This window comes from Desulforegulaceae bacterium (assembly GCA_034006035.1).
In the GTDB taxonomy this organism is placed as follows: domain Bacteria; phylum Desulfobacterota; class Desulfobacteria; order Desulfobacterales; family JACKCP01; genus JACKCP01.
This window is the reverse complement of sequence record JAVETN010000001.1, coordinates 292,457-318,829: the sequence shown is the minus strand read 5'-3', so window position 1 is coordinate 318,829 and position 26,373 is coordinate 292,457. Positions and strand designations below refer to the sequence as shown.

The following is a 26,373-nucleotide window of genomic DNA, read 5'->3' as shown; positions in this document are numbered from 1 at the left end:
CAAATTAGAAGCTTAATAATTTTTCTCCAAACTCAAGATCAGCCGGGGTGGTTATTTTAATATTTTCCCTGCTTCCTTCAACAATTTTAACCCCAAATCCAAAATTTTCCATAAGAGCTGAGTCATCAGTAAGAACAAGCCCGTCTTCAAGGGCCCACTGGTGGACTTTTTTTAAAATAGAAGTTTTAAACCCTTGGGGAGTCTGGGCAAGAAAAACATTTTCCCTTGAAATTGTTTCACTTACCAAGTTTTGAGAATCAGTTTTTTTTATTGTTTCAACAACAGGAATACCCAAAACAGCTCCGTCAAAAAAATCCAATTCACTTATAACAGCCTTAATTTCTTCTTCTTTTACAAAGGGCCTTACACCGTCATGGATAAGAACTTTTTTACTGAGTGGATCTATAACTGAAAGACCGTTTTTAACAGACTCCTGCCGTGTTTTCCCCCCTGACTTAACCTTGTATTTTTTTTGTAAGCCAAGATTTTCGAGCTTTTCCATAAAAGAATTTTTTAAATCTTTAGGAACAACAATTATAATCTCATTAATTTCAATTATAGAATCAAATAAGATTAATGTATGAAATAAAATTGGAAGACCTTTTATTTCAAGAAACTGCTTGGGTATGGCTGCCCCCATTCTTGAGCCGCTTCCTCCTGCAACTATAACAACACTTATAATATCCATGGAGTTATTCTTTTAAATACTCAAGTTCTTTTGGCAAAGGAACTCCCTTGCCCATGGAATCTTCTCCATAATTTACACTAGCAAGAATTTCAAGATCGCTTAAAGCTCTGAGATCTCCTATAAAAGTAACTTTTTTTATATTTTCCTTTTGAATTTTGCCTCCAGCCCACTGAATATCCAAAACGCTGCTTGCATCAAAGCGTGAGTCTCCAACATGCATCTCAACCTCCCCGCCATAATGCTGAACAACTTTTGCAACCATAAGGCTTGGACGACTATGAAAACCCAATTTCTGGGGAATTCCAACAACAACTTTTCCCCTTTCCATATTTTCATTTAAAAGGGTTTCAGCAATATCCTTACCTGAGGAAAGAAAATAATTTGAATAATAAAGAGCATAATTTATGGTTCTATCCAACAATGAATCTGTATCAACTATGCAAGAAAGCTGTTCCATTACTTTTTTGTATGTATCCTTATACCCTCTTTCCTGAAGATGACGTTCATAATAATGAAGAAGTCTTTCCAATATTTGAAGAAGATGAAGACAAACAGAAATATGGGCTCTTAAACGCACAAGATTTTCACTATCACCCCTGTAACCGCCGTGGGCAACATAAGAATCGTATGAGGACTGAAGATTGTGAACAAGAATATTGTACCTGCTGATTTCGGCCTTGCTTACTTTCTCGGGAATCAGCTCTTTTATTTCCCCGGTAGAATAAGGAGCATAAAAACCAAAAAGCTGTTCAAACTTTCCGGCAACAGACAGGTATTCTGAGGTAATTTTTGCAATGTATTTAGAATGGACTTCTGATCTTTCATTCTCATCAATATCAGCAGGAAGTATTTCTGAAGTTACAACTCCGGGGAAATCAGCGGGATCAAAGTATTCATCAGGAATAATGATTTCAAGATTTTCAGCCTCGTCCAAAACAGCAGGAGCTATTCTTTTAAGAACTAAGTTGAAATATTTAAGAGTATTTAAAGCCTGGCTAGGAAAAGCATCTATATCAGGAAGCATATAATATCCCAGCCTGTTTATTATATGTTGCTGAACATAGGCTGAAAGGCTTATATGTCTTACGGTGGCTGTAAGTTCTCTGTAATAAAACCATTGTTTGTTGCTTTTTGCACCATGAAAATCAAGGAGATCTTCAAGAAGTTGAGAAGTGGCAATAAGCTTTGAATAAAGCCTTTTAGTAAAAAATATATGAGGTTCTTCGTATTTGCTGATATAAAGGCAGCATTTAAGAAAATCTTCAGAATAAATTCTTACTTTTTCCTCAAATGTGATTTCAGAATATTTGTTAGCCAAATTTTTCCCCTGATTCCTGATTGTTAAAAAAAGCTTAAGTCTGCAATAAGCCGAATTCTGTTTCTTATCATAAAGATAAGACGATGATCATTCATCTTGGATATCTGTTGCCAGATACCTCCAGCGACCTACCCGGAAGCATAGAGCGGACAGCCCCTAAACACTCCCCTATTTGGTCTTGCACCGAATGGGGTTTACCTAGCTTCCCTGGTCACCCAGAGAACTGGTGCGCTCTTACCGCACCCTTTCACCCTTACCGCAAAGCGGCGGTCTACTTTCTGTTGCACTTTCCCCACGTCACCGTGACTCCACGTTATGGAGCATCCTGTCCTATGGTGTTCGGACTTTCCTCTATGGATAAATCCACAGCGATCATCTTGCAGACTTAAGCCAAATTTCATTTAATCAAAATACAAAAAAAATATCAAGCTCATATAGGTCTGTCTTCTTCAAGGTAAACAATTCTATGGCATCTTGGGCAATATATAAAATCATCTGCCTTTTTGATTTCAATAAGGATCTGAGGAGGAATTCTTAAAAAACATCCAGTGCAAACCTGATTTACCACAGGGACAATTGCAACTCCTCCTGACTTTTGAATAGTATTATAATAAATCTCTTTAATTTTTGAATTCAAACTTTTTGAGACTTCTGCTTTTTTTAATTCAAGATCTTGCTTTTCTTTTGCTTCAGAATCTGCCTTTTTTACAATATCTTTTTTTTGAGATTCTATAAGAGATTTCAACTGAGAAAAACCAGCTTCCTTTTCCTTGATATTTAAATCAAGCTCTTCTGTTTTTTCAAGCAAGGCAAAAAGAGTTTCCTGAATTTCTTCATTAAGCTTTCTAGTTTCATCAACTTCCCTTTGAAGAACTCTGTAATCTTTGGGACTTGCAAGCTTTCTCAAATGCTGTTCATATTTTTCAACTCTTTGATTATTTGATTCAAAATCAGCTTCATGCATATTGTATAGCTTCTTTTTTTCCTTACGGGCTTCCTTTAACGCTTCAAGCTTTAATTCTTCATTTCTTAAGTTTTGATCCAGCTTTCCTGTTTCATCCTCGACTTTTTCAAGGACCTTTTCAAGCTCAATGATTTTTTTATCATAACTCTGAAGCTTAATCATAAGCTCGCGCTGCTCTAGCACTGAATTATTCATAATAAGACCCTGTTTAAATATTAAAAATTAAAAAAAACATCCTGATTATAAAAAATCTCGGTTTCAACATTTAAACCTGAATTTTTCATGGAAATATCCAATCTTTCTTTTAAAAGCTCACAAACAATTTTTTCTGTCCCATAATGACCTGCATCAATAAGACAAATACCTATTTCTGAGGCAAGCTGAGCTTCATGGTATTTGACATCTCCGGTGATAAAGATTTTTACACCCATCCTGGCTGCTTCTTCCATAAGAGAAGCACCACTTCCAGTACAAACCCCTATTAGATTTGAAGAAAGATTATTGCACCCTGAAATCCTTAAGGTTTCAATATTAAGTTTTTTTTTAACTTCAGCTGCAAAATCAAGACAAAAAACTTCATTTTCAAGATATGAAATTCGTCCCAGTCCATTTATTTCATCTTTACCTGAAAAAGGAAGAATAGGAGGGCCAGCTTCAAACCCTAATTTTTTTAAAAAGAAATCATTAAGCCCCGGTCTTACGCTGTCAAGATTTGTATGGGCTGAATAAACTGCCAGATCATTTTTTACAGCTTTTCTTACCAGCTTTCCAAAAACAGTTGAAAAATCAAAAGATTTAAGCTTTGAAAAAAAAAGAGGATGATGGGTTATAAGAAGGTTGGAACCATTTGAAACCGACTTATTAACAGAATCCCAATCAGGATCCAGAGAAATGGTGATTTTCTTTATTTCCTGAAAAGGATCTCCCACCTGAAGACCGCAATTATCCCATGATTGGGCTAAACCCAGAGGTGCAATTTCTTCCATTAAATTCATTATTTCATTAAGACTTCCCATTAATCTACTCCCATAAACAAAAAAAGCGTGGCAGAAATCTGCCACGCTTTATATTTCAGAGCTTGTTTGATATTTGTTTTAAATCTTCTTTACTCAAATTTATCAAACCTTTAATGCACTCCTTTATTTTCAAATTTTGGTGGGCCCACCTGGGTTCGAACCAGGGACCTATCGGTTATGAGCCGATGGCTCTTCCAGCTGAGCTATGGGCCCCAAATGAAAACTCTAGCTATATAGCTTTTGTAAGCTTTGATGTCAAGAAATTTATTCCCCGATTTCAATAAAGCTTTTAAGTTTTTTACTTCTTGTGGGATGTCTTAATTTCCTCAAAGCCTTAGCTTCTATCTGCCTTATTCTTTCCCTTGTCACTGAAAAATCTTTTCCAACTTCTTCAAGGGTATGATCAGCTTTTTCACCTATTCCAAATCTCATTCTTAAAACTTTTTCTTCCCTTGGAGTAAGAGTGGCAAGCACTTTTCTTGTCTGATCTGACAAATTCATGTTAATTGCAGCATCAGAAGGAAGAACAAACTTCTTGTCCTCAATAAAGTCTCCAAGATGACTATCTTCCTCTTCACCTATTGGAGTTTCAAGAGAAATAGGTTCCCTTGCAATTTTGAGTACTTTTCTTACCTTGACCACAGGAATTTCCATTTTTTCTGCAATTTCATCAGGAGTGGGTTCTCTTCCAAGTTCCTGAACAAGATATCTTGAGGTTCTTATAAGCTTATTTATTGTTTCTATCATATGAACAGGGATTCTTATTGTCCTGGCCTGATCTGCAATGGCTCTTGTTATAGCCTGTCTTATCCACCAGGTTGCATAAGTGCTGAACTTGTAGCCCCTTCTATACTCAAACTTATCAACAGCCTTCATAAGACCGATATTGCCTTCCTGAATAAGATCAAGAAACTGAAGACCTCTGTTTGTATATTTTTTTGCTATACTCACAACAAGTCTTAGGTTTGCTCTTACAAGTTCACTTTTAGCTTTTCTGGCAAAAATTCTTCCCAAATCAACCTCGGAAAGAACTTTTTTCAGCTGCCTTGAACTTGCCTTGATTTTATATTCCCTCAAGCCGATGCCTTCCTGAAGCATTACACAATCTCTATACAGCATTTCAAGCTCATCTTCTGCAAACCTGGATCTATCCTTACCCCAGCTGACAAACTTTTTTTCACCTTTCCCAATCATCTCTCTAAAATCAGTTATATTTACACCAAGAACACCGGCACAATCACTTAAGACCTGATTCATATTTTCATACCATTTAATCTGATGCCTGATACTGCTTTCCATTTTATCAAGGATTGAACCTTCCAGACGCCAATCCTTTACAAGTTCATAAATTTTTTCATTTCTTCTTGATATATTTCTTCTTATCTTCTTTTTTTCGTCTCTTTCAATTCCTTCTACAAAAAGAGACTCCTTGAGCTTTTCGTTTTCGTCATAAACAGTCAAAACTTCTTCAATCATAGCGATAAATGAAGTGATATTCTCATTTTCATCGCCTTCAATATCGCCCTCATCTACATCCCTTAAAATATTTTTAGCTCTAAGCTCTCCGTTTTTAACCCTTTTAGCATAGGACAAAAACATATCAATGCCCATGGTTGTAGCAAGCATAGCTTTTAAAACCTCACACTCACCACTTTCTATTTTTTTGGCTATTTCTATTTCACCTTCACGGCTTAAAAGAGTTACAAGCCCCATTTCCCTTAAATACATCTTCACAGGATCTGTAACTGCACCAAAATTTTTATCTGTATCATCAGGATTAAAATTAGCCCTTGCAAGCTTAAGTATTTCTTCTGCTTCTTTAGATTTTTTATCAGAGCTTTTACTGCTTTTTAAGGAACCTGACTTTGCTCCTGTTTTTTTTGAATCAGCCTTAACTTTTTTATTATCAACTATCTCAATTTTTAATTCGGTAAACGTCTCGAGAATAGACTCCATCTGTTCAGGAGTAATAGTATCTTCTGGAAGAACTTCATAAATATCATCATAGGTCAAAAGCCCCTCTTCTCTGCCTTTGTCAATAAGCTCCCGAAGCTCCTTTTTTTTAGATGCTTTTGATTTATCATTTTTTTGGGTCATTTATATCCTCCTGCTCGTCGTTTACCATAAGCCCGGTTTAATTTGCAAAATTTATATTTTAATAAAATAAAGACGGATTTATCCATAGCCTCCAGCTTTAATTTAAAGATTAATAAGATAAAATAAGAACTTTTAACCTTAAATCAACATCAAAAAACGCTCAATCCAACTTTTTTCCTTTTACACAGATGCTCAAACTGGGCTAAAAGCATTTTTGCTGACCTTTCACTCCACTCCCCCTGTTCAATCCGGAATTTAGCCAGCACAGGTTCAATTTCACTTTCAATATCAGTCATTGAATTAAGATTTTCTCCCCTGTCTAAAATTTTAAGAATTGATTGCTTAACTGATTCATTGGTAATTTTATCGGCAATTTTTTTTTTAATAAAAACATTTTTTAATTGAGGAAGATCAACTAAAGCAGCCAAAAGAGAAACTTCCATTCTCAAATATTCAGAACTTATATTGGTAGAAACCGATAAATCCTGGGTAAATCCAGCCTTCAAATCCTTTGGTTCAAATCTTTCCAAAAGAGCTCTTTCCTCAATACCAAGAACCTGAGAAACTCTTTTTGTATAAAGAGCTTTGGTAACAGGATCTTTTATTTTTTTCATGAAATCTTCAATTGCTGAAACAACCTTTATTTTTCCCTCAATTGTACTCCCATGAATTTTAAGATAGTATCCTGTTATAAAATCTATGGCTTCCTTAGACTCCAAAGCAGCTTCTCTGAATTTTTCAGGGCCATAAGTGTTTATAAAATCATCAGGATCCATTTTATCTGGAAGAATAAGTACTGAAACATCCGCCTCCTCGTTTGCAAAAACCTCAAGACTTCTTGCAGCAGCTCTTACCCCTGCCTCGTCACCGTCATAAACAAGAACCATTTTCTCAACATATCCTTTGAGTGTTTTCACATGGTTGGAAGTCAAGGAAGTTCCAAGGGATGCAGCACAATTTTTGATTCCTGATTTATTAAGGGCTAAAACATCAAGATAGCCTTCAACAATATAAATCAGATTTTCTTTCCTGCAATCTTCCCTTGCCTGATAAAGCCCGTATAAGGAGCTGCTCTTATTATAAACAACAGTTTCAGGTGAATTAAGATATTTAGGCAGCCCATCTCCAAGAGTTCTTCCTCCAAAACCGACAATATTTCCTCTTTGATCCGAAATGGGAAAAATTATTCTTTCCCTGAACCTGTCGTAACAGCCATTGCCTGATTTTTTTTCTATTATAAGGCCTGCAGCTTTTTGAACTTCCTCGGAAATTTTTTCCTGCCTTAAAAAAGAATTAAGATTACCCCAGCCCTCAGGTGCCATTCCAAGCATGAACAAGTCTATTACTTCATCTGGAATTTTTCTTTTTTTTAAATATTCAAGCCCTGAATTACCAGCCAAAGATTTTTTTAAAATATGGTGATAATAACCAGCTGTCTTTTTATTTGTTTTTAAAATATCCTGCCTTAAACTTTTAGCTTTTACACTTTTTGAACCTGAAGAAGTTTCTGGTATAGCAATATTGTATTGCTCTGCAATTGCTCTTGCAGCTTCAGGAAAAGACAGATTTTCATACTTCATTAAAAATGAAAAAACATTTCCCCCTTCTCCGCAGCCAAAACAATAAAAAATATTTTTTTCCGGAGAAACTGAAAATGAAGGTGTTTTTTCCGAATGAAAAGGGCAGAGACCAAGATAATTTCTGCCCGATTTTTTCAGATTTAGGTATTGGGATATAAAATCTACAATATTTACTGAGTTTAAAATTTCGGAAATGACCGTTTCAGGAATAAACAAGATTCAAACCCCACTTCTTCGGCCTATTAAAAATTTAAAATAAAAAATTAAAACCTTAGATTACTTAAGTTTGGTTATCCAAACTTAAAAAATCTGCATAAACCTTTATATTTAATCATACACGCTGACTTAAAGTCAAACTTTAAATTAGACAACAAAATTAAAACCCTGAAACAACAAGATAATTGCCTCAGGGCTTATTTTTAATAATTAGGCTCAGTTTAAGTTAATCATTTTTTGTCAAACAATTAAACCTACCACCAAAAATCAGGCTTTTTTAATTAAAGAACCTGAAGTTTTCAGCTTACTATAAAACCCCTTTGGTTGAAGGAATAATATCAGACTCTATTTTACAAGCCATGGAAAGGCTTTTTCCAAACCCTTTAAAAATTGCTTCCAGGATATGATGCTCATTTTCACCATAAGGAACATTTATATGAAGAGTGATTCCAGAGTGAACAGCAAATGCCCTGAAAAACTCCTTGGCAAGATATGGCGAAAAAGGGCCTTTTGCACGAATGACCTCTGGAATATTAAAAACCAGATAAGGCCTGTTTGAAATATCCAAGGCAATATTTGCCAAAGTTTCATCCATGGGAATAAAGAAATTACCATACCTTGCTATTCCCTTTTTATCTCCAATTGCTTTTTTAAAAGCTTCACCCAAAGCTATTCCAATATCTTCCACAGTATGGTGATTATCAATTTCAATATCGCCTTTTGCCTTTATTTTAAGATCAAAACCTCCATGAACAGTAAAAAGATTCAGCATATGATCAAAAAAAGGAATTCCTGTTGAAATTTCCGAATTTACTTTACCCCCAAGCCCAAAAACAATGTGAATATCTGTTTCATTGGTTGTTCTTTTTATTTCTGCTTTTCTTTCCATAAAAAATTCCTATATTCTTTCAAATTAAATAAATATTTATCTAAACAAGACCTAAACTAAAAGTTTTTAATATAAACTATTTCATATCCCCTCTTTTTCATAATAGGCTTTAAGTCCAGCCATAACTCCCTTGTAAAGCTTTGCTCCTCCAAGAATTGTAAACACATTTTCTTCCATTGAGCACTGGGTAGCAAAAGCCGGGCCTATTACAGAAGCAGGTTCAGGGGCATTTTTATTTTCTGATAATTTTTCCAAATAATAATCAAGTTTATCTTTGATTACTTTAAAATAGTCAATGTCAACATTTGAATATGATTTTGCAGCCTCTGTCACACTTTTTGAAAATTCAAGAATATACTCCCAGTAAAACTTTGATATTTCATTCTTTTTTTCCAAGGATTTAATAAGATAATTTATTGACACTCCTGTGGTTATGATTTTTAAAATCTGAAGCTCATATAAAAGGGTTTGCTCTTCTGCATCTGTATTTTCAATGATTTCCTTTGCAAGAGTTTTCAAATCATCCCTTGAAACAGAATATGAAAAAAGAGAATTTGCAATTTGATTTTCCATTGAATTATTTACTTCTTTATTCATTTAGATACACCATTTTATTTATTTTTATTTTTTACTAATTACCACATTTAAGTGCTTAAAAACAGGGGAATTAAATTTACAGGGAATCATAAAATTTAAAGTTTAATCCCAAAAACATCAATAAAAAACAATGAGTTCCCAAGTTTATCAGTTTTTATTTACTTATTATCAAAAAACTTATATAGTTTGTAAAGGTGAATAAAATGAATATAAATACTTCTTTATCCCAAAATTTTACCCCTTGCTTAAACACTGAAAAATACAGTGACAACAAATCTGTTTCATCTGAAAACAACTCCAAACTTTCCAAGTCTTCAACCAATACAAAAGACAGCTCTCCAGAAAAAAAAATTAAAACATCAAAAGATGATTTTACTCCCTATGAACAAAAAATTATAGAAGAGCTGAAATCAAGGGATCAGGAAGTAAGAGACCATGAAATGGCTCATGTTGCAGCAGGCGGGCCATATATAAAACGCGGGGCAAACTATGAATATCAAAAAGGGCCCGACGGAATTTTATATGCCATAGGCGGCGATGTGTTAATAGACACCTCCCCCATACCCGGAAACCCAGAAGCCACCATAAGAAAAATGGATACAGTAAGAAGTGCTGCCCTTGCTCCGGCCAACCCTTCAGGCTCTGACAGGGCAATAGCATCAAGAGCATCTTCAACCAGGATCAAGGCCAGTGAAGAATTAATAAAAATCCAGCTTGAAAAATCTGGCCTTGAAAAAAACGATGAAAAAGTTCCATCAGAAATTGCAAAAACTTACTTAAATCATGATGATAATTCCAGCAAGCCAGGGAAATTTTTAAACATAGCTGTCTAAACCTGATGCTAAAATCAAGCAGTCAGCAAACCCTAAAAATTCAGCCGCTTATTAATATCTTCCGCCTTTTTACCCAAACTCACACATCTAGCTTCAATTATCCTCAGCTCCTCCAGGAAAGCCTCTCTTGCTTCTTTGTTTTCTTCCATCATATCTAAAATATCTGAGAAATCACTTACATAGGAATCTAGAGATTGAATAAGGTTTTTAGAGTAAAATTCCATTACCTGCCTGGAAAATTTAAGAATATACTGAAATTTTAAATTTTCCCTGTAATTTAAAAAATGATCTTTAAGAGATGACTCTGTTTCTTTTTTTATTTTTACAAGGCTTTTTTCAATTATTTTAAGAGTTTGATCTTTTAGAGAGGTTTTTGGCTTAAAAAATCTGCTCATTAAGTTTTTCAAAAAAACCATTCCAGAGCCAGCCATAGCATTGCTTCTTAAGGCAACATTATAATTTAAAGAATCAAAGGCAGAAGGAATTTCAAAGAATTGCTCAAAAGTAAAATTTTCTGGTGAAACAATATTGGTTCCAAACTTCCCAGGCTCTTTTCCTATGGCTTTTTGAAAATTACTTCTTGTTTCATAAACCATATACTCATAGGATTTTGAAAGCTCATAATAGTATGAAACAATTTCTTTTTCCTTTTCTTTTATAAAAGATATTACATAAGGATTTATCTCCCTTGTTACAAAGTTATCAAGGCTTAGCCTGAAATCCTGATACAAGGCAAAATAATTTACTTTAACAGAATTTTCTCCGGTTTTAACAATATATTTATTTAGATCTCCCCTGTATGATCTAATGAAATCAAAGATCATCTTTGTTATTTTAGATCCAGGAGAAAAAAAGGAATCAATTTCGTTTTTTAAATTTCTATCAGACCTGGACTTTGCACCGTCCATTGTATTTATTATTATGTTTTTAACTTCCTTAAATTTTTTTGTCTGCCCAATAAGGTCTTTTTCACCATAATCAGCATCTGAATCAAGAATTTTTATTTTAATTTCAAGACGCTCAATTAATTCTTTTATTTTATCATTAATTTTTCCTGAAATACTTGAATAAAACAAAAACTGCTTTTTAAGAATAAGCTCATTTTTAAAATAACTATTAAAATCTTTAAACCCCTTAATTAAAAACTGCAAAGAAGCTTGATCAAGCCTCCATTGTTCAAGCCTTAACCTGTCTTTTTCAGAAAGCTTTGATTCATTTTCATTAAAAAGCTCGTAAAGAGCTGAAATTGTAAAATATTTGGCTCCAGGCTTTAAAAGATAAATTTCTTCAGCAGTTTTTTTCTCAACCCTTTTAAGATCTTCAAGATTTTCATGTTCTGACAAATCAGCATTTAATACAAAAACAGATTGCCCTGTAAGCCCCATTTTTTTCAACATATTCAAAAATATTATATCAGCCTGTCTTAAGCCTGTTCTTGTGCTTACAAGATAAATTATAAAATTTGTCTTTAAAAGATAATCCTGAATACGTGCTATATGGTGAGGATTGGTAGAATCACTTCCCTGACAATCTGCTATTTCAGTTTTTTCTTCAATTGCATTCCCTGGTATTTCAACATAAATATCCTTAACATAAACAGCCAAAGGTTCCTGACTTGCAAAATTCTTGTATTCGTCAAAGTTTTCCCCAAAAAACTCAAAATCACCCTTTTCAAGAATATTTTTAAGTTTTTCATAACCTTGAAGATAGGACTGAAGATAAACACTTTTTGCTTCCCGTGAATCTTTGGTTACAAGGTGTTCATTTTTAAGTTCAAGCAAAACCCTGTCAAGCCTTGCTCTTGAATCACTGTCTCTTATATCGAAATCATCAAAATTTCCATTGTTTTCAAATTCAGGAAGAAGGACAACAGATTTTTTTATATCATTATTTATTTCATCAATGGTTTTAAAAGAAACAACAGCTCTTTTTTTCTCTCCAGCCATTACTCTAGTTACAACAGAAGTCATTACTCCTGCTCCCCTTTTCAAAAAATCTGATTTCAAAAAGGAGTTTATAAAAGTACTTTTTCCAGACTTTATTGCACCAACAACAGCAATTTTTAAAACCTGATCTTTGATATTTTTATTTATTAAACTAAAAAATTCATTAATCTTTTCAAACTCTTCAAGCCCTGATTTGTCTTCTGATTTAAGATAGGTTGAATAAACTTCATTAAGTTCACCTGAAAGGGCTAAAAGTTCATTTTTTATATCAAAAGCATTGTTTGCCATAAAAATTCTCCACAAAAATTAAATTTTTCTAAAACATTTATTAATGAGCAAGAATTAAATTACAATTTAGCTCAGCAACTATTTATTTTAAATCATATTTCTGATAACCTGGAAATAGAAAACAATTAAAAAAGAAATTAATTTATGAAAACAAAGCTTATCAGCCCAAGTAAAAATCAGCCCTATTTTAAACTTTTCAACTCAAAGCCTTTAATAAACATTGAAGACTTTAAGCTTACCACAAAATTAGGTAAAAAAGTTCCAGGTTTTTTAAAGCCCCTTTTTTTCAAACAATTTGTTTTTGCTGGAATTATAACAAAAACTCATATTGCAGGAGCCGCAATTGCAGATCTTGGCTATGCATCAAAAGGGTTTGTATATCTCCACAATCTTGAAACAAATAGTTTTACTGAAAAATCATCCCTTATTTTTCCTTTTTTTAAAAAAACAATAAACCCCAGAACAGAAAATACAAAAGCTTATTTTAAAGCAAAAGACCTTGAAATCAAGCTTTCTCCAACCAATCTTTTGGTGGACTCAAAAAATTTAAAAATGGATCTTGAATTTTTAAAAGAAAAACCGCCCCCTCCCTTAAGAATTTGCTCTAAAACCTCATATAACAGGTGGTTTTTTACAAAAAAACAAACCCCAATAAAATCCAGGGGAAAAATATTTGAAAAAAATAATAAAATAGAAGTTTTTAGTGAAACCTCACGAAGTATTACAGATAGAAGCCTTGGTTATCCAGGAAGAGAAGTCTGGTGGAACTGGGCTTCCACAGCCTTTCTTCTTGATTTTAAAGAATTTGGAATGAATCTTTCATGGGGAATAAATCAAACAGGTGAAACAGAAAACTTTGTGTTTTATGATGAAAAGTTTATTAAAATAAATCAGGTAAATTTTGAAAAAGAAGACAATGATACCTGGTCAATTAAATCCAATGATAAAATTATTGATTTAAAATTCTACCCCAAAAAAACAAAAACAGAAAAAGTAAACTTTATATTTACAGCTTCAAATTTTATTCAGTACCTGGGGATATTTAAAGGAAAAATAAAACTTGAAGATAGCAAGTTTAAAGATGTTGAATTTTGGGGATGGCTGGAAGATCATTATATAAAATGGTAATTTTACATAAAAAATCAGTTTTTTAAATTAACAGCTAAACCTTTAAAACCTGTAAATATCGTATTGAGAGTCAATAAGTTCAGCTAAAGATGATGTTTCAGCAAGATTGAAAAGTTTATCAACTTTGGAGTTTAAAACGGTTTTATCATTTCCAACCATGGAAAATCCAATTTCAGTGATTTGAAATTTATCAAGGCTTCCTGATTCACAAACAGAAGCATTAAATTCCCTTTGAATTTTGGCAATTATTGGTTTTACATAGGAGCGTTTTTCTTTAAGAGAAAAACACTCATGTATTTTATATTTTAAAATTCCAGAGGCTATAAACATTACAAACTCCTGCTATTTACAATGGACAAGCGCTTCATAAGCTGCTTTTCCTGGTTTTTAGTAAGGGCTTTTTTTCTAAAAAGGACATAAGTTCCCCCTGCTCCGCCGTCTGTGCTCTTTGCACTTGCACAGGCAAAGATCCTTCTTCTCCAATAATTTGAGGATAAAATTTCTTTTACAAGGGGTTTAAGCACTGGCTCTTTTTTTGAAGAAAGCCCTCTTCCATGGACAATTAAAACTGCATTTTTGTTTTCTCTAAAACTTTTTTCAAGAAAACTTCTTACCTCTTCATCAGCATCTATTCTTGAAAAACCATGGAGATCTATATAATCCTGGACTGAAAACTGTCCTTCATGGAGCTTTCTTGCTACTTCTTCGCACACTCCAGCACCAATTAACTCACTATATTCAGGAGTTTTTGATACTTCAAAACCATCTCCTGAGTCAAGAAGCTCTTCAAGCTTTTTTAAAACATCGTTGTTTTCACAACAAGTTTGAGGAATGGGCTTTACAGCCCTTTTATTTAAAACAGCCCTGACTTTTTTCTTTCCTTTTACAGGGATAACATCAGACATTTCTTTTAAAAAAAGATTTTCATCTTTTTGAACTGATTTTTTAATCTTTTTAAATTCCCTTGACTGCCAGGGCAAAACTTTTTTCTTTTTTTTTACAAGCCCTGCCAATTCATGCCTGTAGTCTTCAAATGGATTGTTTGAAAAACCATTATTAAATCCAGACATAAAAAACTCCTTAGATTTTTACAAAACTATAAATTAATCAAATTCATTCAGTTTGCAACAAAATTTCACATTTAAGCAAATGAAACCTTTGAAATAAAATCCAGCAGATAGGGATATTAAAAACAAAAACATTTACTTGACTTTTACCATCCCATAACTTAGTTGATTAACTTGTGTGCCCGTGGCCCAGTTGGATAGGGCGCTGGCCTCCGAAGCCGGAAATCGTGGGTTCGAATCCCGCCGGGCACACCAATACAAACTTTCAATTGAATCAAAACAAATTAAAAATCACTTATTCAAATCAAAAAAACTTATTTATAAGCTTTTTTCACCTCTTGGCCTATAATTTCTATCCCCCTTGTTACTTTTTCACTTTCCTGGGAATATGTAACTCTTATACATTCATTTCTATGTACCCAGGCCTCATCATCAATTCCTGGAAAAAAATACTTTCCCGGAACAACAATCACCCCTCTTTTTTTAAGTCTTTCATAAAGTTCATAAGTGGTAATTTTCAAATCTTTGAACCAAAGCCATAAAAAGATTGCACCTTCGGGTTTGTGAATATAATAATTTGTTCCTTCAAGTTCTTTATGAAAAAGCTCAACTGCAATTTCTGCTTTATTACGATAATAGGGTTTTACTATTTCCGAAGAAATGGAGTTGATTTCATTGTTTTTTATCAATTCAAGAGCCATCATTGGCCCAAATGATCCCGGTGCAAGATTAACAATAGCATTTATCCCTGAAACAGCCCTTATAATGTCTTCATCTCCAATTACAATTCCTGTTCTTGCCGCAGGAAGCCCAAACTTTGAAAGGCTCATACACAAAATCATATTTTTTTCATAAAAAGGCTTTGCTTCAGTAAAAATTATATCAGGAAAAGGGGTTCCATAGGCAGAATCAAGAATAAATGGAAGATCATGTTTTTGTGCAAGTTCAGAAAGTTTTTTCACCTCTTGATCGGTAATTACATTGCCTGTGGGATTTGTAGGTCTGGAAACACAAATTGCACCAACATCATCTGTAATTTTAAGGGAATCAAAATCAACCCTGTATTTGAAAATCCTATTATCTAAAAAATCTATTTTAGGTTTAAAGGAAACAAAAAAATCATCGCAAAGACCTGAATCAGCATATCCTATATATTCAGGTGCCAGGGGAAGAAGGATTTTCTTTTTTGTATTATCATCCATTACTCCGGCAAACATATTAAATAAAAGGAAAAAAGATGATTGGCTTCCGTTTGTGACTGCAATGTTTTTTTCGGTTAAATTCCAGCCAAAATCATTATTAAGCATTTTAGCAAGCTCTTTTACAAATTCCTTTTCACCCTGGGGAGGATCATAAATTCCAATAAGCCTTCTAAATTGATTTTGATCTAAAAAAATTGTTTCAAGTCTTTTTTTAAGGACTTTTTCAATTTCAGGAACATGGCCGGGATTTCCTCCGCCCATCATTATCATGTCTTTATCTCCGGCAAGTGCATTGCCAAGATCATCCATTAATTTTAAAATTCCGCTTTCTGAAGTAAATTTCTTACCAAATGCTGATAATTTCATTTTGCCTCACAATTTCAATATATTTTTAACTTATATATTTTTAAATGCTTATTCTACTCTGTGTCAATATTTCAAAAAAAAGAATAAAGCAAGATTCAAAAGCTGATAAAACTTAATCTAGGTTTTAAACTTATTTTTCAAATATTTCTGGATTTTTTCAAGATAAGCATCAAGAATTACTGCTAAAAGTGCTGCAAGTATGCCTCCATGGAGAAGATGAAAGTAATTTTCATTTATAAGACCTGAAATTAAAGGAACCCCAAGCCCTCCAGCACCTACAGCAGCTCCAAGGGCAGCTGTCCCAGTTCCAATAATAACAGAAACTCTAAGCCCTCCGGCTATAACTCCTGAAGAAAGAGGAATTTCTATTTTAAATAAAATCTGCCGGCTTTTCATTCCCATGGCTTTTGCAGTTTCAACAATTTCTTTGGGAACCGATTCCAGTCCTGAAACTGTGCTTCTTAAAACAGGGAAAAAACCATAAATAACAAGAGCTGTAATTGTTGGCTTTGCTCCAAACCCCAAAACCGGAACACAAAGAGCAAGAACAGCAATGGGAGGAAACGTCTGGGCAGCAGAAGAAAAAGCATTAATTCCCGGAAGAAAAGCCCTGAGTTTTTTTCGTGTAAACAAAACTCCAAGAAAAAACCCCAAACTTCCTGAAACAAATGAAGAAAAAATTACTAAAAAAAGATGATCAAACACAAGTTTTAAAGTTGAAGTTCTAAGATAAATATAATTGTAAAACAAATCCCCTGAAAAAGATTTTAATAAAGACAAGATTATTACAGCCAAAACAAAAATCAGGGTGATAATTTCTCTTTTATCAATTTTATTTAATCTATTTAAATTCATTTTTAATTCTCAAAATATTAAGCCCTTTTACTTCTCCAATTAAAACTCCTGAAAAATCAACAATAGGAAGCTTATCAAGACCGGTTTTTAAAATAATTTCAAGGGCTTCCTTTAAAGAAAAATTATAATTTATTCCAAAAAGGTCTTTATTTTTTACCATCTTTTCCAAAACTTTTATATTTTCTCCCCTTAAATTTTTATCTGGATTCAAATAACCCATAAACTTGTTTTCTTGATCCACAACCCAGGTTTGAGTTTCAGATTTAAAAGATTTAAGATTTTCTGAGTAGAAAACAGAAAAAGCAGGTTTTAAAATGGTTTTTATTTTTATTCCACTAAGCTTTAAAAGGCTGGAACCCATAAATTTTTCTGAAAATTCATCGGGGTTTGTTAAAAAATCAAACGGGGTTTCATATCGAATTAATTTCCCGTTTTTAAGAAGAGCAGTTTTTGAAGCTATTTTTATGGCTTCTTCAAGATCATGGGTAACAAAAACAATTGTTTTATCAAGAACTTTTTGAATTCTAATAAGTTCTGACTGAAGTTTTTTTCTAGTTAAAGGATCTAAAGAAGCAAAAGGTTCGTCCATTAAAAGTATTTCAGGATCAGCAGCCAAAGCCCTTGCAACTCCAACTCTTTGAGCTTCACCTCCGGAAAGTTCATGGGGATATTTGTCAAGATAAAGTCCTGGCTCCATTTTAAAAATTTCTAAAAGTTCACCCACCCTTTTTTTGATTTTATTTTTATCCCAGCCCAAAAGCTTTGGAACAACTTTTATATTGCCTGAAACTGTCATATGGGGAAAAAGGCCGGTTCCCTGGATAACATAGCCTATTTTACGCCTTAATTTATAAGATCTTATATCCTTAACTGATTTATTATTTATTTTTATTTCACCGGAATCTGGGATAACCATTTTATTAATCATTTTTAAAAGAGTTGATTTACCTGCTCCTGAAGGACCTATAAGAACACAGATTTCACTTTTTTCAATTCTCATTGAAATATTATCAACAGCTTTTACCCCGTCAAATGTTTTAAAGACCGATTTGATTTTTATCATTTGCCCAATGCCTCCGGTCCTTTGGAAATCTCAGTGAAAAACTCCATAATTTTATCTGTGATTATGGCAATAATAATAAGGGGAAAAGTTCCAAGCAAGATAAGATCTGTAGCTCCCTGTCCAATTCCCTGAAAAATAAAAACACCAAGTCCTCCTGCCCCAATAAGGGCTGCAATGGCTGTGCTTCCAACACAATGAACAAGAGCTGTTCTTATTCCATTTAAAATAACAGGAAGACTTAAAGGAAACTCTATTTTCCAGAAAATATCAAATTTACCCATTCCCATTCCTTTACCCGATTCAATCACTGCCCTGTCTATAATTTTAAGGCCTTCAAGGGTGTTTTTCACAATTGGAAGAAGGGAATATCCAAAAAGAACAATCACAGCAGGAGCTGTTCCTGTACCTGAAATCCCTGCCTTTGCCAAAAAAGACAAATTACTGCTTAAAATTGACAAAGGAACCATTATAAGTCCAAAAAATGCAATCCCTGGAATTGTCTGAATTATATTGAGAAAATAAAAAACTTTCTCACCTTGATTGGCAAATTTAAATGTATAAACTCCAAGGGGAATTCCAATTAAGCATCCAGCTAAAACAGAACCATAGGAAATAAAAATATGGGTTTTAACTTCCATAAAAAATCTTTCCGAATTAAAAACAAACTCCCGGCCCAGGGCAAAGTCTGAAAACACTCCCAAAAAAAGAAAAACAAAAAAAGGAAAAATTAACACAAACCTAAAAATCAATTTTTTAAAAAACTGTTTTTCCCTTCCAAAATATGAAGCATAAAAAAAACTCACACCTGCAAAAAATATCCAAAACCCATAAGAAGGAGAAAACCTTGCTGAAGGATTTTTAATTACCTCTTCTGAACCAAATTTACCCAGGATAAAAAGAAGAAAATAAAAAAGAGCCCACACAAAAAAAAACTTTAATATTTTTATTAATCTTTTTTCAGCTCTTAAAATTACAAGCCCTAAAATAAGAAAAAAAACAAAGCAAGACCTGCCTGAAATATCTTGTATAAACAAAGGGGTCCCAGAAACTATCCTGTTTGGAGACAAAGAAAAAAAACAAGGATTCAAAAGCCCTGAAATCATAATTAAAACGGCTGTAAAATCCACAAAATCAATTTTATTTACAATCTTTTTTAAAAAAACCAATTTTATTTTTTCAAACTTTCAAGATAGTTTTTTGCCACTTGTGATGGAGGATAACCCATTACAGCTATTTTTGAATTAAGACTTTGAAGGGTTTCAAGGTCAAGGCTTAAAAACACAGGTGAAAGTATTTTTTCAATTTCAGGGTGTTTTATAAGAACTTCCTTCCTTATCACAGGACAGGGAGAATAAATTGGCTGAACACTTTTTGTATCTTCAAGAACATAAAGTCCAAGGGCTGAAAGAGCCCCATCTGTTGAATAAGTCATGGAAAAATTTACCCCGTCTGTGTTAAGAGCTGCTGCTTTTAAAGTAACAGATGTATTTGTTGAAGAAAGTGAAACAAGCTGGGAGTTTTTCAGCTTAAATCCGTATACCTCCTCAAATGCAGGCAAAGCATCAAATCTTGTTATAAAAGAATCTGAAGCTGCAAGTTTTACCTGGTTTCCTTTTCTTACAAATTCTGCAAAATCTTCCATGGTTTTTAAATTGTTTTTTTTGCAAAAATCTTTTCTTCCGGCTATAGCCCAGCCATTGCTTGCAGGAGCAGGTTCAAGCCAGACAAGGTTGTTTTTTTCAAAATCAAGCTTTTTTATTGTTTCATAACCTTTTTTAAAATCATTGAATAAAGTCCTGTCTTTTATATCAAAGAAAAAAGGCCCGTTTCCTGTATATTCAGGATAAATATCTATTTGATCTGATTTAATTGCAGTTCTTAAAATACTGGTGGCTCCAAGCTGAATTTTATCTTCAACTTCAAAACCTTGATCTATAAGCGAATATTTAATTAAGTTGCCTAAAAGCAAACCTTCACTGTCTATTTTGGACGAAACCCTTATTAAACCCTTTGCCCATAAGTCAGAAGCAACAAAAAATACAAATAAAAAACAAATAAAAACTTTTTTCATTTTTACACCTGATATAAATCATTAAAAGTGTTTACAGATAAAAACAAATACAAAACAATAGTTGAAAACAAACCAGCTTTATGCTTTCTATTATATCAGTAATCATCAGAAAACTAGGACTTTATTTCATTTAGCAAAGGTAAAAAGTAAGTTAAAAAGTTTGGTCTTCAAAACATTGAAAATGTTTCATTAATTTAAATTTAAGCCTGAAACAAAAAGTTGAATAAAAAAACTTTGTTCAACTTTAATTTATAAGGAATTAAAAATGAAAGGAATTAAAATGAAAGGAATTAAAATGAAAAAAAAATTGTTTTTACCTTTTGATTATTGCAATTCTTCTAGCCTGGGTTTTGGGGTGCTCTTCTAGCAGCAGTTCTGACTCCTCATCTTCCTCAGTATCAGGAGTTGCCTCTAAAGGACCTTTAAGTGGCTCAGAAATAACATTTTACAAAATAACCAATGAAGGTAAACCAGGTGAAAAACTTGGCAGCACAACTACAGATTTAAGTGGTAATTATAAAATTGACTTAGCATATTCAGGGCCTGTACTTGTAATAGCTAAAGGCGGAAAATACAAAGATGAAGCAACAGGCGAAAAAGTTGAGCTAAAAACTGAACTAAGAGCTGCAATTGCAGATGCTTCAACTACAACCAAAGCTTCAATCACTCCGCTTACAGAAATTGCTGTACAAGATGCTATAAATTCAGGTGGTCTAAAACCTGAAATTATTAAAGCCTCAAATAAAAAAATAGGCCAGCTTGTCGGAGATGACACTACTGATATTACTTCAGTCATGCCTTTTGATCCAGAAGATGAGGGTACGGCCAAAACTGAGATTGAAAAAAAATACACCCTTCTTCTTGCCGGAATTTCTCAAATGCTTAAAGAAGTTGAAGATCTGGGAAAGTTAATGGCTGAGATGTCTGAAGACATAAAAAACGGCCAACTCAACAATAAGGCAAAGTCTCTTAATTCAGCAGTAGAAGAATATACAACTAACAATAAGTCTAGCAAAGACTGGGCTAAAAAGACTAAAGATTCATTGTCAGAAGCTATCACTGCAGCTGAAAAAGGCTTTAAACCAACAGGCTCACTTGCAGATGCAAAAAAGGCTTTAATAGATTTTATTAAAGTATTTGAAAAAGATGAAACCGATTTAAGGCTTGAAGACATAGAAAGCAGTCTTGATGAGTTTCTACACTTTATGAATACTATGCCTGATGAACCTGAAGCCCACCTAATAAACTCCATAGCTATTATTCTGAATCTTTATAATGACCCTTTTGTTGATAAGATAAAAAAGGAATTTGACATTTTTGATCTAAATGATGAGGGAATCAATGAAAAAATTTCAGAGTTTGTCAAAACACTTTTTACAGCTTCAGGAAAAGAAAACATCGAAAGTTTAATTAAAAGCATTGAAAAAAAACTTGAGCTTCTTAAAGATGAGCTTAATCAAATAAAAATTTCAGATGATGAATTTTTCACTTTAAGTCTTACAGGATTTGACACTATAAGGTTTGATAAAACAGATGTTTTATTAATCCATGCTTTTGTTGAAGGCGGACTTGCTTGTGTAAATCTATTACAAGCACATAATCTTGAAGTAGAAAACTGGGAGTTTGAATTAAACGGTGAAAAATATGATTATCTAACCTATGATGATTATTTAATTGATTCAGATTTAGCAGATAAACTTTTTTTCAACAACAATCCAAAATTACTAACATTTTCAGAATCTAAAAATGATGAACTAGCAAGTTTAGAAACAAATATTTTAAATGCTTCAAAGTTATTTAAAGAAGCAATTAATAGAATTGAACTACCCGCAGATCCTTCAAAAAATTCAAGAGCACAGCATGCCTTTGATATAACAAACACTCTTGAAATTGAAATGCTTAAACAATTGGCAGGGGTAACATTATCAAATCTTGAAACTGTGCTGTCTGATTCTAGTGCATCTTTTACTCTTGTAGACAATAAAAGAAAAAAAGACTCACAAAAATATAAAGTAATAGGTGATTATGCATATTACACAGCTACCCATGAATTATATGAGACAGAGTTCAAACCAAATCCATTTGCTAGAGAAAAAGAACTTACTATTGCAGATTTTTTTAAAGGAAAAACTGATTTAAGAAAGCTAATTAACAATGAAACCGATTTATATGAACCAGGAACACCTGAGCTTACCAAAGATTCTTTAGAAGAAATTGATTATGAGTGGAAAATACCTGCAAAAGAGCTAAAAAAAGCTTCAATAACAATTGACGGCAAAATTGACGACTGGAAAGAAATTTCTCCAGTATTCAAAGATTTTGGTATTGAAATAAAAATGGCTAAAAGCTTAGAACCTAGCAAATTAAACTTTTTAATTAATGTTTATGATGAAAAGGAAGTTTCCCCAAATTTTTATATAAATATAGACTACTACAAACCTTTTGATTACAATTATCAATATGATGACCCTAAAGACTTAGATCTTCATGTAGACGGGTCATATGATGATTCTAAATTATCAATTGATGAAAAGAACTCATTCCTAAGTGATAAACCTTATGAATTAAAAAGTTCTGGAAAATCATTAGAATTTGCTATTAACATTAACAACTGGAATTTTCTAGAAGACAAAATGGTTACAAACGTTGTGATGGACCTTTGGGATCTAGAACATAATTTAAATAACTATGGCTATGCTGAATTCAAACTCTATTAAATAAAGAAAAAAAGGGGGGAAAATTCTCCCCCCAAACTAACCATGAAAAAAATCCTATCCTTTTCAATTTTTTATATTTTTTTAATTATATCCCCAGTTTTTGGCTCCCAATTTTATTACAAAACAAATTATATTTCAGAAAAAGAAAAACTGATGAACGGCCCTGTGCTTACCAGGGTTAAAAGATTTACCACCCATAAAGATTATGTTTTTTTAATTAAGGCAGATTCTGTTTATTTTGAAAAACAAAAAATTGGATTTTTTAAAACCGCTTTGATAAAAAAACTTAAAGCAGACAAAGTTTATGTTGATTTTAAAAAAAACAAAGAAACAAAGCTTTCATTTAAAGCTCAAAATGGCTATTTCTCAATGGACTTAAAAAAAATATCAATAAAATCTCCCAAACTTATTTATCCTGAAAATCTTAAAAACCCTGAAAAGATAATTATTGATTTCAATAAAAAAATTTCCCTGATTTACAAAAACAAAGTTGAAGAATTTGCATTTTAATCAATAACTTGAAACTTATATTATTTCCAAGCAACTAGTTTTAGTTTTTACTAATCCGCCCCATGGAACAAAACACTCCTAAAACACTTAAACCTGAAAAAAGAATAAAAGAAATTTTCATGGTAGCAAGAAACAAATCCTTTGTTTCATAGGAAACTTCAAGCTCTCCCATTAAAACAGAAAAAAGAAAAGTAATAAAAGTCATGCTTACAAGCATTCCAATTGTTCGCATTGTTGCAACAAAACTTGCAGCAAATCCATAATATTTTGATTCAACAGAGCTCATTACCGCATTCATATTCGGAGAAGAAAAAATTGCAAACCCTGTTCCCATTATAATTAAAATCAAATAAATATTTACTATGGAAGTGGTTTCAGTGACAAAAGAACATAAAAATAAAGAAACAGCACAAACTGCCATTCCCAAAGTAGCAAGTTTTGAAGAGGAAAACCTATCTGAAAGTCTTCCTATAACAGGAGAAAAAACTGCCTGGATAACAGGCTGGGCTATGAGAATAAATCCGGCATCCCTGGCAGAAAAACCTTTGATCACTTGAAGATAAATAGCAAAAAGAAAAGTGATCCCAAAAGAAGAGGCATAGTTTATCATTGTTGCAAGGTTACTCAGAGCAAAGACTCTATTATTTCTAAGAAGTAAAACATTTAATATGGGAAACTTAACATAGGATTCAAATACAACAAAACCAACAACTCCAAGAAGTCCTGCTATAAAAAGATAAACTCCCCAGGCTGAGGTATCAAGTCTTGTAGCACCAAGAATAAGGAGAAAAAGAGCTGCCATATAAATTATGGTTCCGCCCCAGTCAAACCTTTCATTTTCTGCTTCTTTCCATTCTCCTTTTAATTTAAAAAAAGTAAGATAAAGGGCAATAAGCTGAAAAGGAATTACAAGAACAAAAACAAACCTCCACCCTATTCCTGTTACAAGAAGTCCTCCAAGGCCCGGGCCGGCTGAAAGCCCCAGATAAACACAGGCAACAACTATTCCCATGGCCTTTCCTCGTTTATTTGCAGGAAAAACAGAAGTCAAAATTGCAATACTTGTTGACATTATTAAAGATGCACCTGCACCCTGCAAAAATCTAAGTGCAATAAAAAACACCATGGTTTTGGAAAAAAGAATTATAGCTGTTGTAATTGTAAAAAGAAGGATTCCAAGAGTATAAACTTTTTTTCTTCCTTTAATATCTGCCATTCTTCCGGAAGGAACTAAAAAAAGTGAAATCCCGAGCATATAAGCTGTTTGAATAAGGCCAAGCTCAAAAGCTGATGCTTTAAATTCCATTCCTATTGCAGGAATAGCCACACCAACAGCAGATGTCATATATGGGGTAAAAAACTGGGCTATGGAAACTATTAAAAGTGTTGTTTTTGGATCTGACTTCTGATCTGACAAATTCTTCCTCCATTTTTTTAAATCCTTTTAGCATTTTGTTTTGCTAAAACCAACTGAGTTATTTTAATAAGCTCCCTTAAGCTGGAACTAATCTTTTTAAATTTTAACCAAAAAGATTGAACTTTGTATTGGAACAGGCTTCCCAGGATTTAGAAAAAATCCCTTTATCAATATTTTTTGTCATCTTTTTATATGATTTGATCCCGGGGATATCAAGAGTTTTCATGGAAGCCGCCTGAAAAAACACCTGCAATGACTGTGTTTTTCTGCTATAGATTGATTGTTAATGGTTTAGCAATTAAAAAAACTTTAAAATACAAATTTGAACAAAAAACGCTTTAATTCCACAAAGATTTTATTAAAAAACTCAACAAAATAAAAACCAAAAACTTAAAATCTTGAAACAAAAACAAACCTTCTTAAAATCAGGGAGACAGAAATGCAAACAAAAATTACAAAATTGCTTGGGATAAAACATCCCATAATCCAGGGGGGGATGCAGTGGGTTGGAACACCTGAGCTTGCATCTGCTGTTTCAAATGCAGGAGGACTTGGAATTGTAACAACCCTTATAAGCCCCACACCTGAAGAGGCTTTAAAAGAAATTAAAAGAGCCCTTGATATGACAGACAAGCCAATTGGTGCTAATTTAACAATCCTGCCTACTTTAAAACCAGTTCCATACAATGAATATGCAAAAGCAATTGCCAAATCAGGAGTTAAAATTGTTGAAACAGCAGGAAAAAATCCTGAAGAGTTAATGCCAATTTTCAAAGAAGCCGGCATAAAAGTTATTCATAAATGCACAACAATTCAGCACGCAAAAAAAGCAGAAAAAATTGGCTGCTGTGCAGTAACCCTTAATGGATTTGAATGTGCAGGACATCCCGGTGAAAATGATATTCCGGGCCTTATCCAGATTCCAAGGGCAAAAGATCAGTTAAGTATTCCAATAATTGCATCTGGTGGTTTTGGCGATGGGAGAGGCCTTGTTGCAGCACTTAGTCTTGGAGCTGAAGCAATAAACATGGGAACAAGATTTCTTGCTACAAAAGAAGCCCCTGTCCACGAAAATGTTAAAAAAGCCCTTGTAAATGCAGATGAAAACCAGACCAAGCTAATTTTTCGCACCCTTAACAATACAACAAGAATTTATAAAAATAAAATTGCAAAAGAAATTATTGAAATGGAAAAAAGAAATGCCTCTATAGAAGAGCTTGCACCTCTTGTAAGCGGAATAAGAGGTAAAAAAGTTTTTGAAACAGGAGATCTTGATTACGGAGTATGGACAGCAGGAATGGTTGCTGGAATCATCAATGATATCCCTTTGGTTGATGAACTTATTAAACGAATCATTGCTGATGCTGAAAATATAATAAAAACACGGCTTATGGGAATAGTTGAAAATCAGGGGTAAAAATAAAAGCCCGGCTTTATAAATTAAAAGCCGGGTTTTATATTAAACCAGTATTTTTCAGGCTCAATTAAGATTAGAGCTTAATCAGTCAGGGGAAACCATGGTTGATTTCCACTGAATTTCTCCAG

23 protein-coding genes, 2 tRNA genes and 1 other RNA gene are annotated in these 26,373 nt (G+C 33.1%); 6 read left to right on the top strand and 20 right to left on the bottom strand.

The window, feature by feature from the left end; translation table 11 throughout:
- Window positions 1–4: 4 nt before the first annotated feature.
- The 10 genes from ispD to RBR53_01445 form a co-directional block, all read right to left on the bottom strand.
- Window positions 5–688 carry a 2-C-methyl-D-erythritol 4-phosphate cytidylyltransferase gene (gene ispD, locus RBR53_01490; GenBank protein ID MDY0131316.1) on the bottom strand — a complete coding sequence of 228 codons (684 nt, stop codon included), beginning with the start codon at window positions 686–688 and terminating at the stop codon, window positions 5–7.
- A 4-nt stretch (window positions 689–692) separates the two neighbouring features.
- A complete protein-coding gene (locus RBR53_01485; protein MDY0131315.1) occupies window positions 693–2,006 on the bottom strand; it encodes an HPr family phosphocarrier protein in 1,314 nt (437 codons plus the stop codon).
- A gap of 31 nt (window positions 2,007–2,037) precedes the next feature.
- Window positions 2,038–2,394, bottom strand: an RNA gene (gene rnpB / locus RBR53_01480) — RNase P RNA component class A.
- Window positions 2,395–2,436: 42 nt separating this feature from the next.
- Complete coding sequence (locus RBR53_01475; GenBank protein MDY0131314.1) at window positions 2,437–3,165, bottom strand: C4-type zinc ribbon domain-containing protein; 729 nt, start codon at window positions 3,163–3,165, stop codon at window positions 2,437–2,439.
- Between the two features lie 20 nt (window positions 3,166–3,185).
- A complete protein-coding gene (locus RBR53_01470; protein ID MDY0131313.1) occupies window positions 3,186–3,986 on the bottom strand; it encodes a Nif3-like dinuclear metal center hexameric protein in 801 nt (266 codons plus the stop codon).
- A gap of 137 nt (window positions 3,987–4,123) precedes the next feature.
- Window positions 4,124–4,199: transfer RNA gene (locus RBR53_01465), tRNA-Ile, on the bottom strand.
- A 51-nt stretch (window positions 4,200–4,250) separates the two neighbouring features.
- Window positions 4,251–6,083: an RNA polymerase sigma factor RpoD gene (rpoD, locus tag RBR53_01460; protein MDY0131312.1), complete on the bottom strand. Its 1,833-nt coding sequence runs from the start codon at window positions 6,081–6,083 to the stop codon at window positions 4,251–4,253.
- A gap of 149 nt (window positions 6,084–6,232) precedes the next feature.
- Window positions 6,233–7,879: a DNA primase gene (gene dnaG, locus RBR53_01455; protein ID MDY0131311.1), complete on the bottom strand. Its 1,647-nt coding sequence runs from the start codon at window positions 7,877–7,879 to the stop codon at window positions 6,233–6,235.
- Between the two features lie 307 nt (window positions 7,880–8,186).
- Window positions 8,187–8,768 carry an imidazoleglycerol-phosphate dehydratase HisB gene (gene hisB, locus RBR53_01450; GenBank protein ID MDY0131310.1) on the bottom strand — a complete coding sequence of 194 codons (582 nt, stop codon included), beginning with the start codon at window positions 8,766–8,768 and terminating at the stop codon, window positions 8,187–8,189.
- Window positions 8,769–8,849: 81 nt separating this feature from the next.
- Window positions 8,850–9,365, bottom strand: a complete 516-nt coding sequence (locus tag RBR53_01445) for a hypothetical protein (protein MDY0131309.1) — start codon at window positions 9,363–9,365, stop codon at window positions 8,850–8,852.
- Between the two features lie 203 nt (window positions 9,366–9,568).
- On the opposite strand from RBR53_01445, the gene RBR53_01440 reads away from it, so the two are divergent.
- Complete coding sequence (locus RBR53_01440) at window positions 9,569–10,198, top strand: putative metalloprotease CJM1_0395 family protein (GenBank protein ID MDY0131308.1); 630 nt, start codon at window positions 9,569–9,571, stop codon at window positions 10,196–10,198.
- 32 nt (window positions 10,199–10,230) lie between these two features.
- On the opposite strand, the gene RBR53_01435 is transcribed toward RBR53_01440, so the two are convergent.
- Window positions 10,231–12,432, bottom strand: coding sequence for a dynamin family protein (locus tag RBR53_01435; GenBank protein MDY0131307.1), 2,202 nt, complete (start codon window positions 12,430–12,432; stop codon window positions 10,231–10,233).
- Window positions 12,433–12,576: 144 nt separating this feature from the next.
- Between RBR53_01435 and RBR53_01430 the strand changes: the two genes are divergently transcribed.
- Window positions 12,577–13,560, top strand: coding sequence for a DUF2804 domain-containing protein (locus tag RBR53_01430; protein ID MDY0131306.1), 984 nt, complete (start codon window positions 12,577–12,579; stop codon window positions 13,558–13,560).
- A 42-nt stretch (window positions 13,561–13,602) separates the two neighbouring features.
- Here RBR53_01430 and RBR53_01425 read toward each other — a convergent pair whose 3' ends face one another.
- Window positions 13,603–13,890: a DUF503 domain-containing protein gene (locus RBR53_01425; GenBank protein ID MDY0131305.1), complete on the bottom strand. Its 288-nt coding sequence runs from the start codon at window positions 13,888–13,890 to the stop codon at window positions 13,603–13,605.
- Complete coding sequence (locus RBR53_01420; GenBank protein MDY0131304.1) at window positions 13,890–14,630, bottom strand: Smr/MutS family protein; 741 nt, start codon at window positions 14,628–14,630, stop codon at window positions 13,890–13,892. Before RBR53_01420 ends, RBR53_01425 begins: the two co-directional genes overlap by 1 nt.
- Before the next feature lie 175 nt (window positions 14,631–14,805).
- Between RBR53_01420 and RBR53_01415 the strand changes: the two genes are divergently transcribed.
- A tRNA-Arg gene (locus tag RBR53_01415) sits at window positions 14,806–14,882 on the top strand.
- 59 nt (window positions 14,883–14,941) lie between these two features.
- On the opposite strand, the gene RBR53_01410 is transcribed toward RBR53_01415, so the two are convergent.
- The 5 genes from RBR53_01410 to RBR53_01390 form a co-directional block, all read right to left on the bottom strand.
- Window positions 14,942–16,195, bottom strand: a complete 1,254-nt coding sequence (locus tag RBR53_01410) for a valine--pyruvate transaminase (protein ID MDY0131303.1) — start codon at window positions 16,193–16,195, stop codon at window positions 14,942–14,944.
- Window positions 16,196–16,312: 117 nt separating this feature from the next.
- A complete protein-coding gene (locus RBR53_01405; GenBank protein ID MDY0131302.1) occupies window positions 16,313–17,050 on the bottom strand; it encodes an ABC transporter permease in 738 nt (245 codons plus the stop codon).
- Window positions 17,037–18,113 carry an ABC transporter ATP-binding protein gene (locus RBR53_01400; protein MDY0131301.1) on the bottom strand — a complete coding sequence of 359 codons (1,077 nt, stop codon included), beginning with the start codon at window positions 18,111–18,113 and terminating at the stop codon, window positions 17,037–17,039. The genes RBR53_01405 and RBR53_01400 overlap by 14 nt, the downstream gene beginning before the upstream one ends.
- Entirely contained in the window at window positions 18,110–19,216 is a 1,107-nt protein-coding gene (locus RBR53_01395) for an ABC transporter permease (protein MDY0131300.1), read from the bottom strand. The genes RBR53_01400 and RBR53_01395 overlap by 4 nt, the downstream gene beginning before the upstream one ends.
- A 65-nt stretch (window positions 19,217–19,281) precedes the next feature.
- Entirely contained in the window at window positions 19,282–20,184 is a 903-nt protein-coding gene (locus tag RBR53_01390) for an ABC transporter substrate-binding protein (protein MDY0131299.1), read from the bottom strand.
- 350 nt (window positions 20,185–20,534) lie between these two features.
- On the opposite strand from RBR53_01390, the gene RBR53_01385 reads away from it, so the two are divergent.
- A complete protein-coding gene (locus RBR53_01385) occupies window positions 20,535–22,901 on the top strand; it encodes a hypothetical protein (GenBank protein ID MDY0131298.1) in 2,367 nt (788 codons plus the stop codon).
- Window positions 22,902–23,054: 153 nt separating this feature from the next.
- A complete protein-coding gene (locus RBR53_01380) occupies window positions 23,055–23,411 on the top strand; it encodes a hypothetical protein (protein ID MDY0131297.1) in 357 nt (118 codons plus the stop codon).
- A gap of 40 nt (window positions 23,412–23,451) precedes the next feature.
- Here the strand turns inward: RBR53_01380 and RBR53_01375 are convergent, their stop codons facing one another.
- Both RBR53_01375 and RBR53_01370 read right to left on the bottom strand, forming a co-directional pair.
- Window positions 23,452–24,828, bottom strand: a complete 1,377-nt coding sequence (locus RBR53_01375; protein ID MDY0131296.1) for an MFS transporter — start codon at window positions 24,826–24,828, stop codon at window positions 23,452–23,454.
- A gap of 103 nt (window positions 24,829–24,931) precedes the next feature.
- Window positions 24,932–25,054: a hypothetical protein gene (locus RBR53_01370; protein ID MDY0131295.1), complete on the bottom strand. Its 123-nt coding sequence runs from the start codon at window positions 25,052–25,054 to the stop codon at window positions 24,932–24,934.
- Between the two features lie 198 nt (window positions 25,055–25,252).
- On the opposite strand from RBR53_01370, the gene RBR53_01365 reads away from it, so the two are divergent.
- On the top strand, window positions 25,253–26,245 hold the full coding sequence (locus RBR53_01365; GenBank protein ID MDY0131294.1) for a nitronate monooxygenase family protein: 993 nt from the start codon (window positions 25,253–25,255) through the stop codon (window positions 26,243–26,245).
- The last annotated feature ends 128 nt before the right edge of the window (window positions 26,246–26,373 follow it).

Coding starts and splice junctions, on each gene's coding strand:
- RBR53_01410 (MDY0131303.1), bottom strand. CDS start 16,195: ATGAAATTATCAGCATTTGGTAAGAAATTTACTTCAGAAAGCGGAATT.
- RBR53_01390 (MDY0131299.1), bottom strand. CDS start 20,184: ATGAAAAAAGTTTTTATTTGTTTTTTATTTGTATTTTTTGTTGCTTCT.
- RBR53_01470 (MDY0131313.1), bottom strand. CDS start 3,986: ATGGGAAGTCTTAATGAAATAATGAATTTAATGGAAGAAATTGCACCT.
- RBR53_01405 (MDY0131302.1), bottom strand. CDS start 17,050: ATGAATTTAAATAGATTAAATAAAATTGATAAAAGAGAAATTATCACC.
- hisB (MDY0131310.1), bottom strand. CDS start 8,768: ATGGAAAGAAAAGCAGAAATAAAAAGAACAACCAATGAAACAGATATT.
- RBR53_01445 (MDY0131309.1), bottom strand. CDS start 9,365: ATGAATAAAGAAGTAAATAATTCAATGGAAAATCAAATTGCAAATTCT.
- RBR53_01475 (MDY0131314.1), bottom strand. CDS start 3,165: ATGAATAATTCAGTGCTAGAGCAGCGCGAGCTTATGATTAAGCTTCAG.
- RBR53_01395 (MDY0131300.1), bottom strand. CDS start 19,216: ATGATTTCAGGGCTTTTGAATCCTTGTTTTTTTTCTTTGTCTCCAAAC.
- RBR53_01380 (MDY0131297.1), top strand. CDS start 23,055: ATGAACGGCCCTGTGCTTACCAGGGTTAAAAGATTTACCACCCATAAA.
- RBR53_01400 (MDY0131301.1), bottom strand. CDS start 18,113: ATGATAAAAATCAAATCGGTCTTTAAAACATTTGACGGGGTAAAAGCT.
- RBR53_01370 (MDY0131295.1), bottom strand. CDS start 25,054: ATGAAAACTCTTGATATCCCCGGGATCAAATCATATAAAAAGATGACA.
- rpoD (MDY0131312.1), bottom strand. CDS start 6,083: ATGACCCAAAAAAATGATAAATCAAAAGCATCTAAAAAAAAGGAGCTT.
- RBR53_01430 (MDY0131306.1), top strand. CDS start 12,577: ATGAAAACAAAGCTTATCAGCCCAAGTAAAAATCAGCCCTATTTTAAA.
- RBR53_01435 (MDY0131307.1), bottom strand. CDS start 12,432: ATGGCAAACAATGCTTTTGATATAAAAAATGAACTTTTAGCCCTTTCA.
- RBR53_01425 (MDY0131305.1), bottom strand. CDS start 13,890: ATGTTTATAGCCTCTGGAATTTTAAAATATAAAATACATGAGTGTTTT.
- ispD (MDY0131316.1), bottom strand. CDS start 688: ATGGATATTATAAGTGTTGTTATAGTTGCAGGAGGAAGCGGCTCAAGA.
- RBR53_01420 (MDY0131304.1), bottom strand. CDS start 14,630: ATGTCTGGATTTAATAATGGTTTTTCAAACAATCCATTTGAAGACTAC.
- RBR53_01440 (MDY0131308.1), top strand. CDS start 9,569: ATGAATATAAATACTTCTTTATCCCAAAATTTTACCCCTTGCTTAAAC.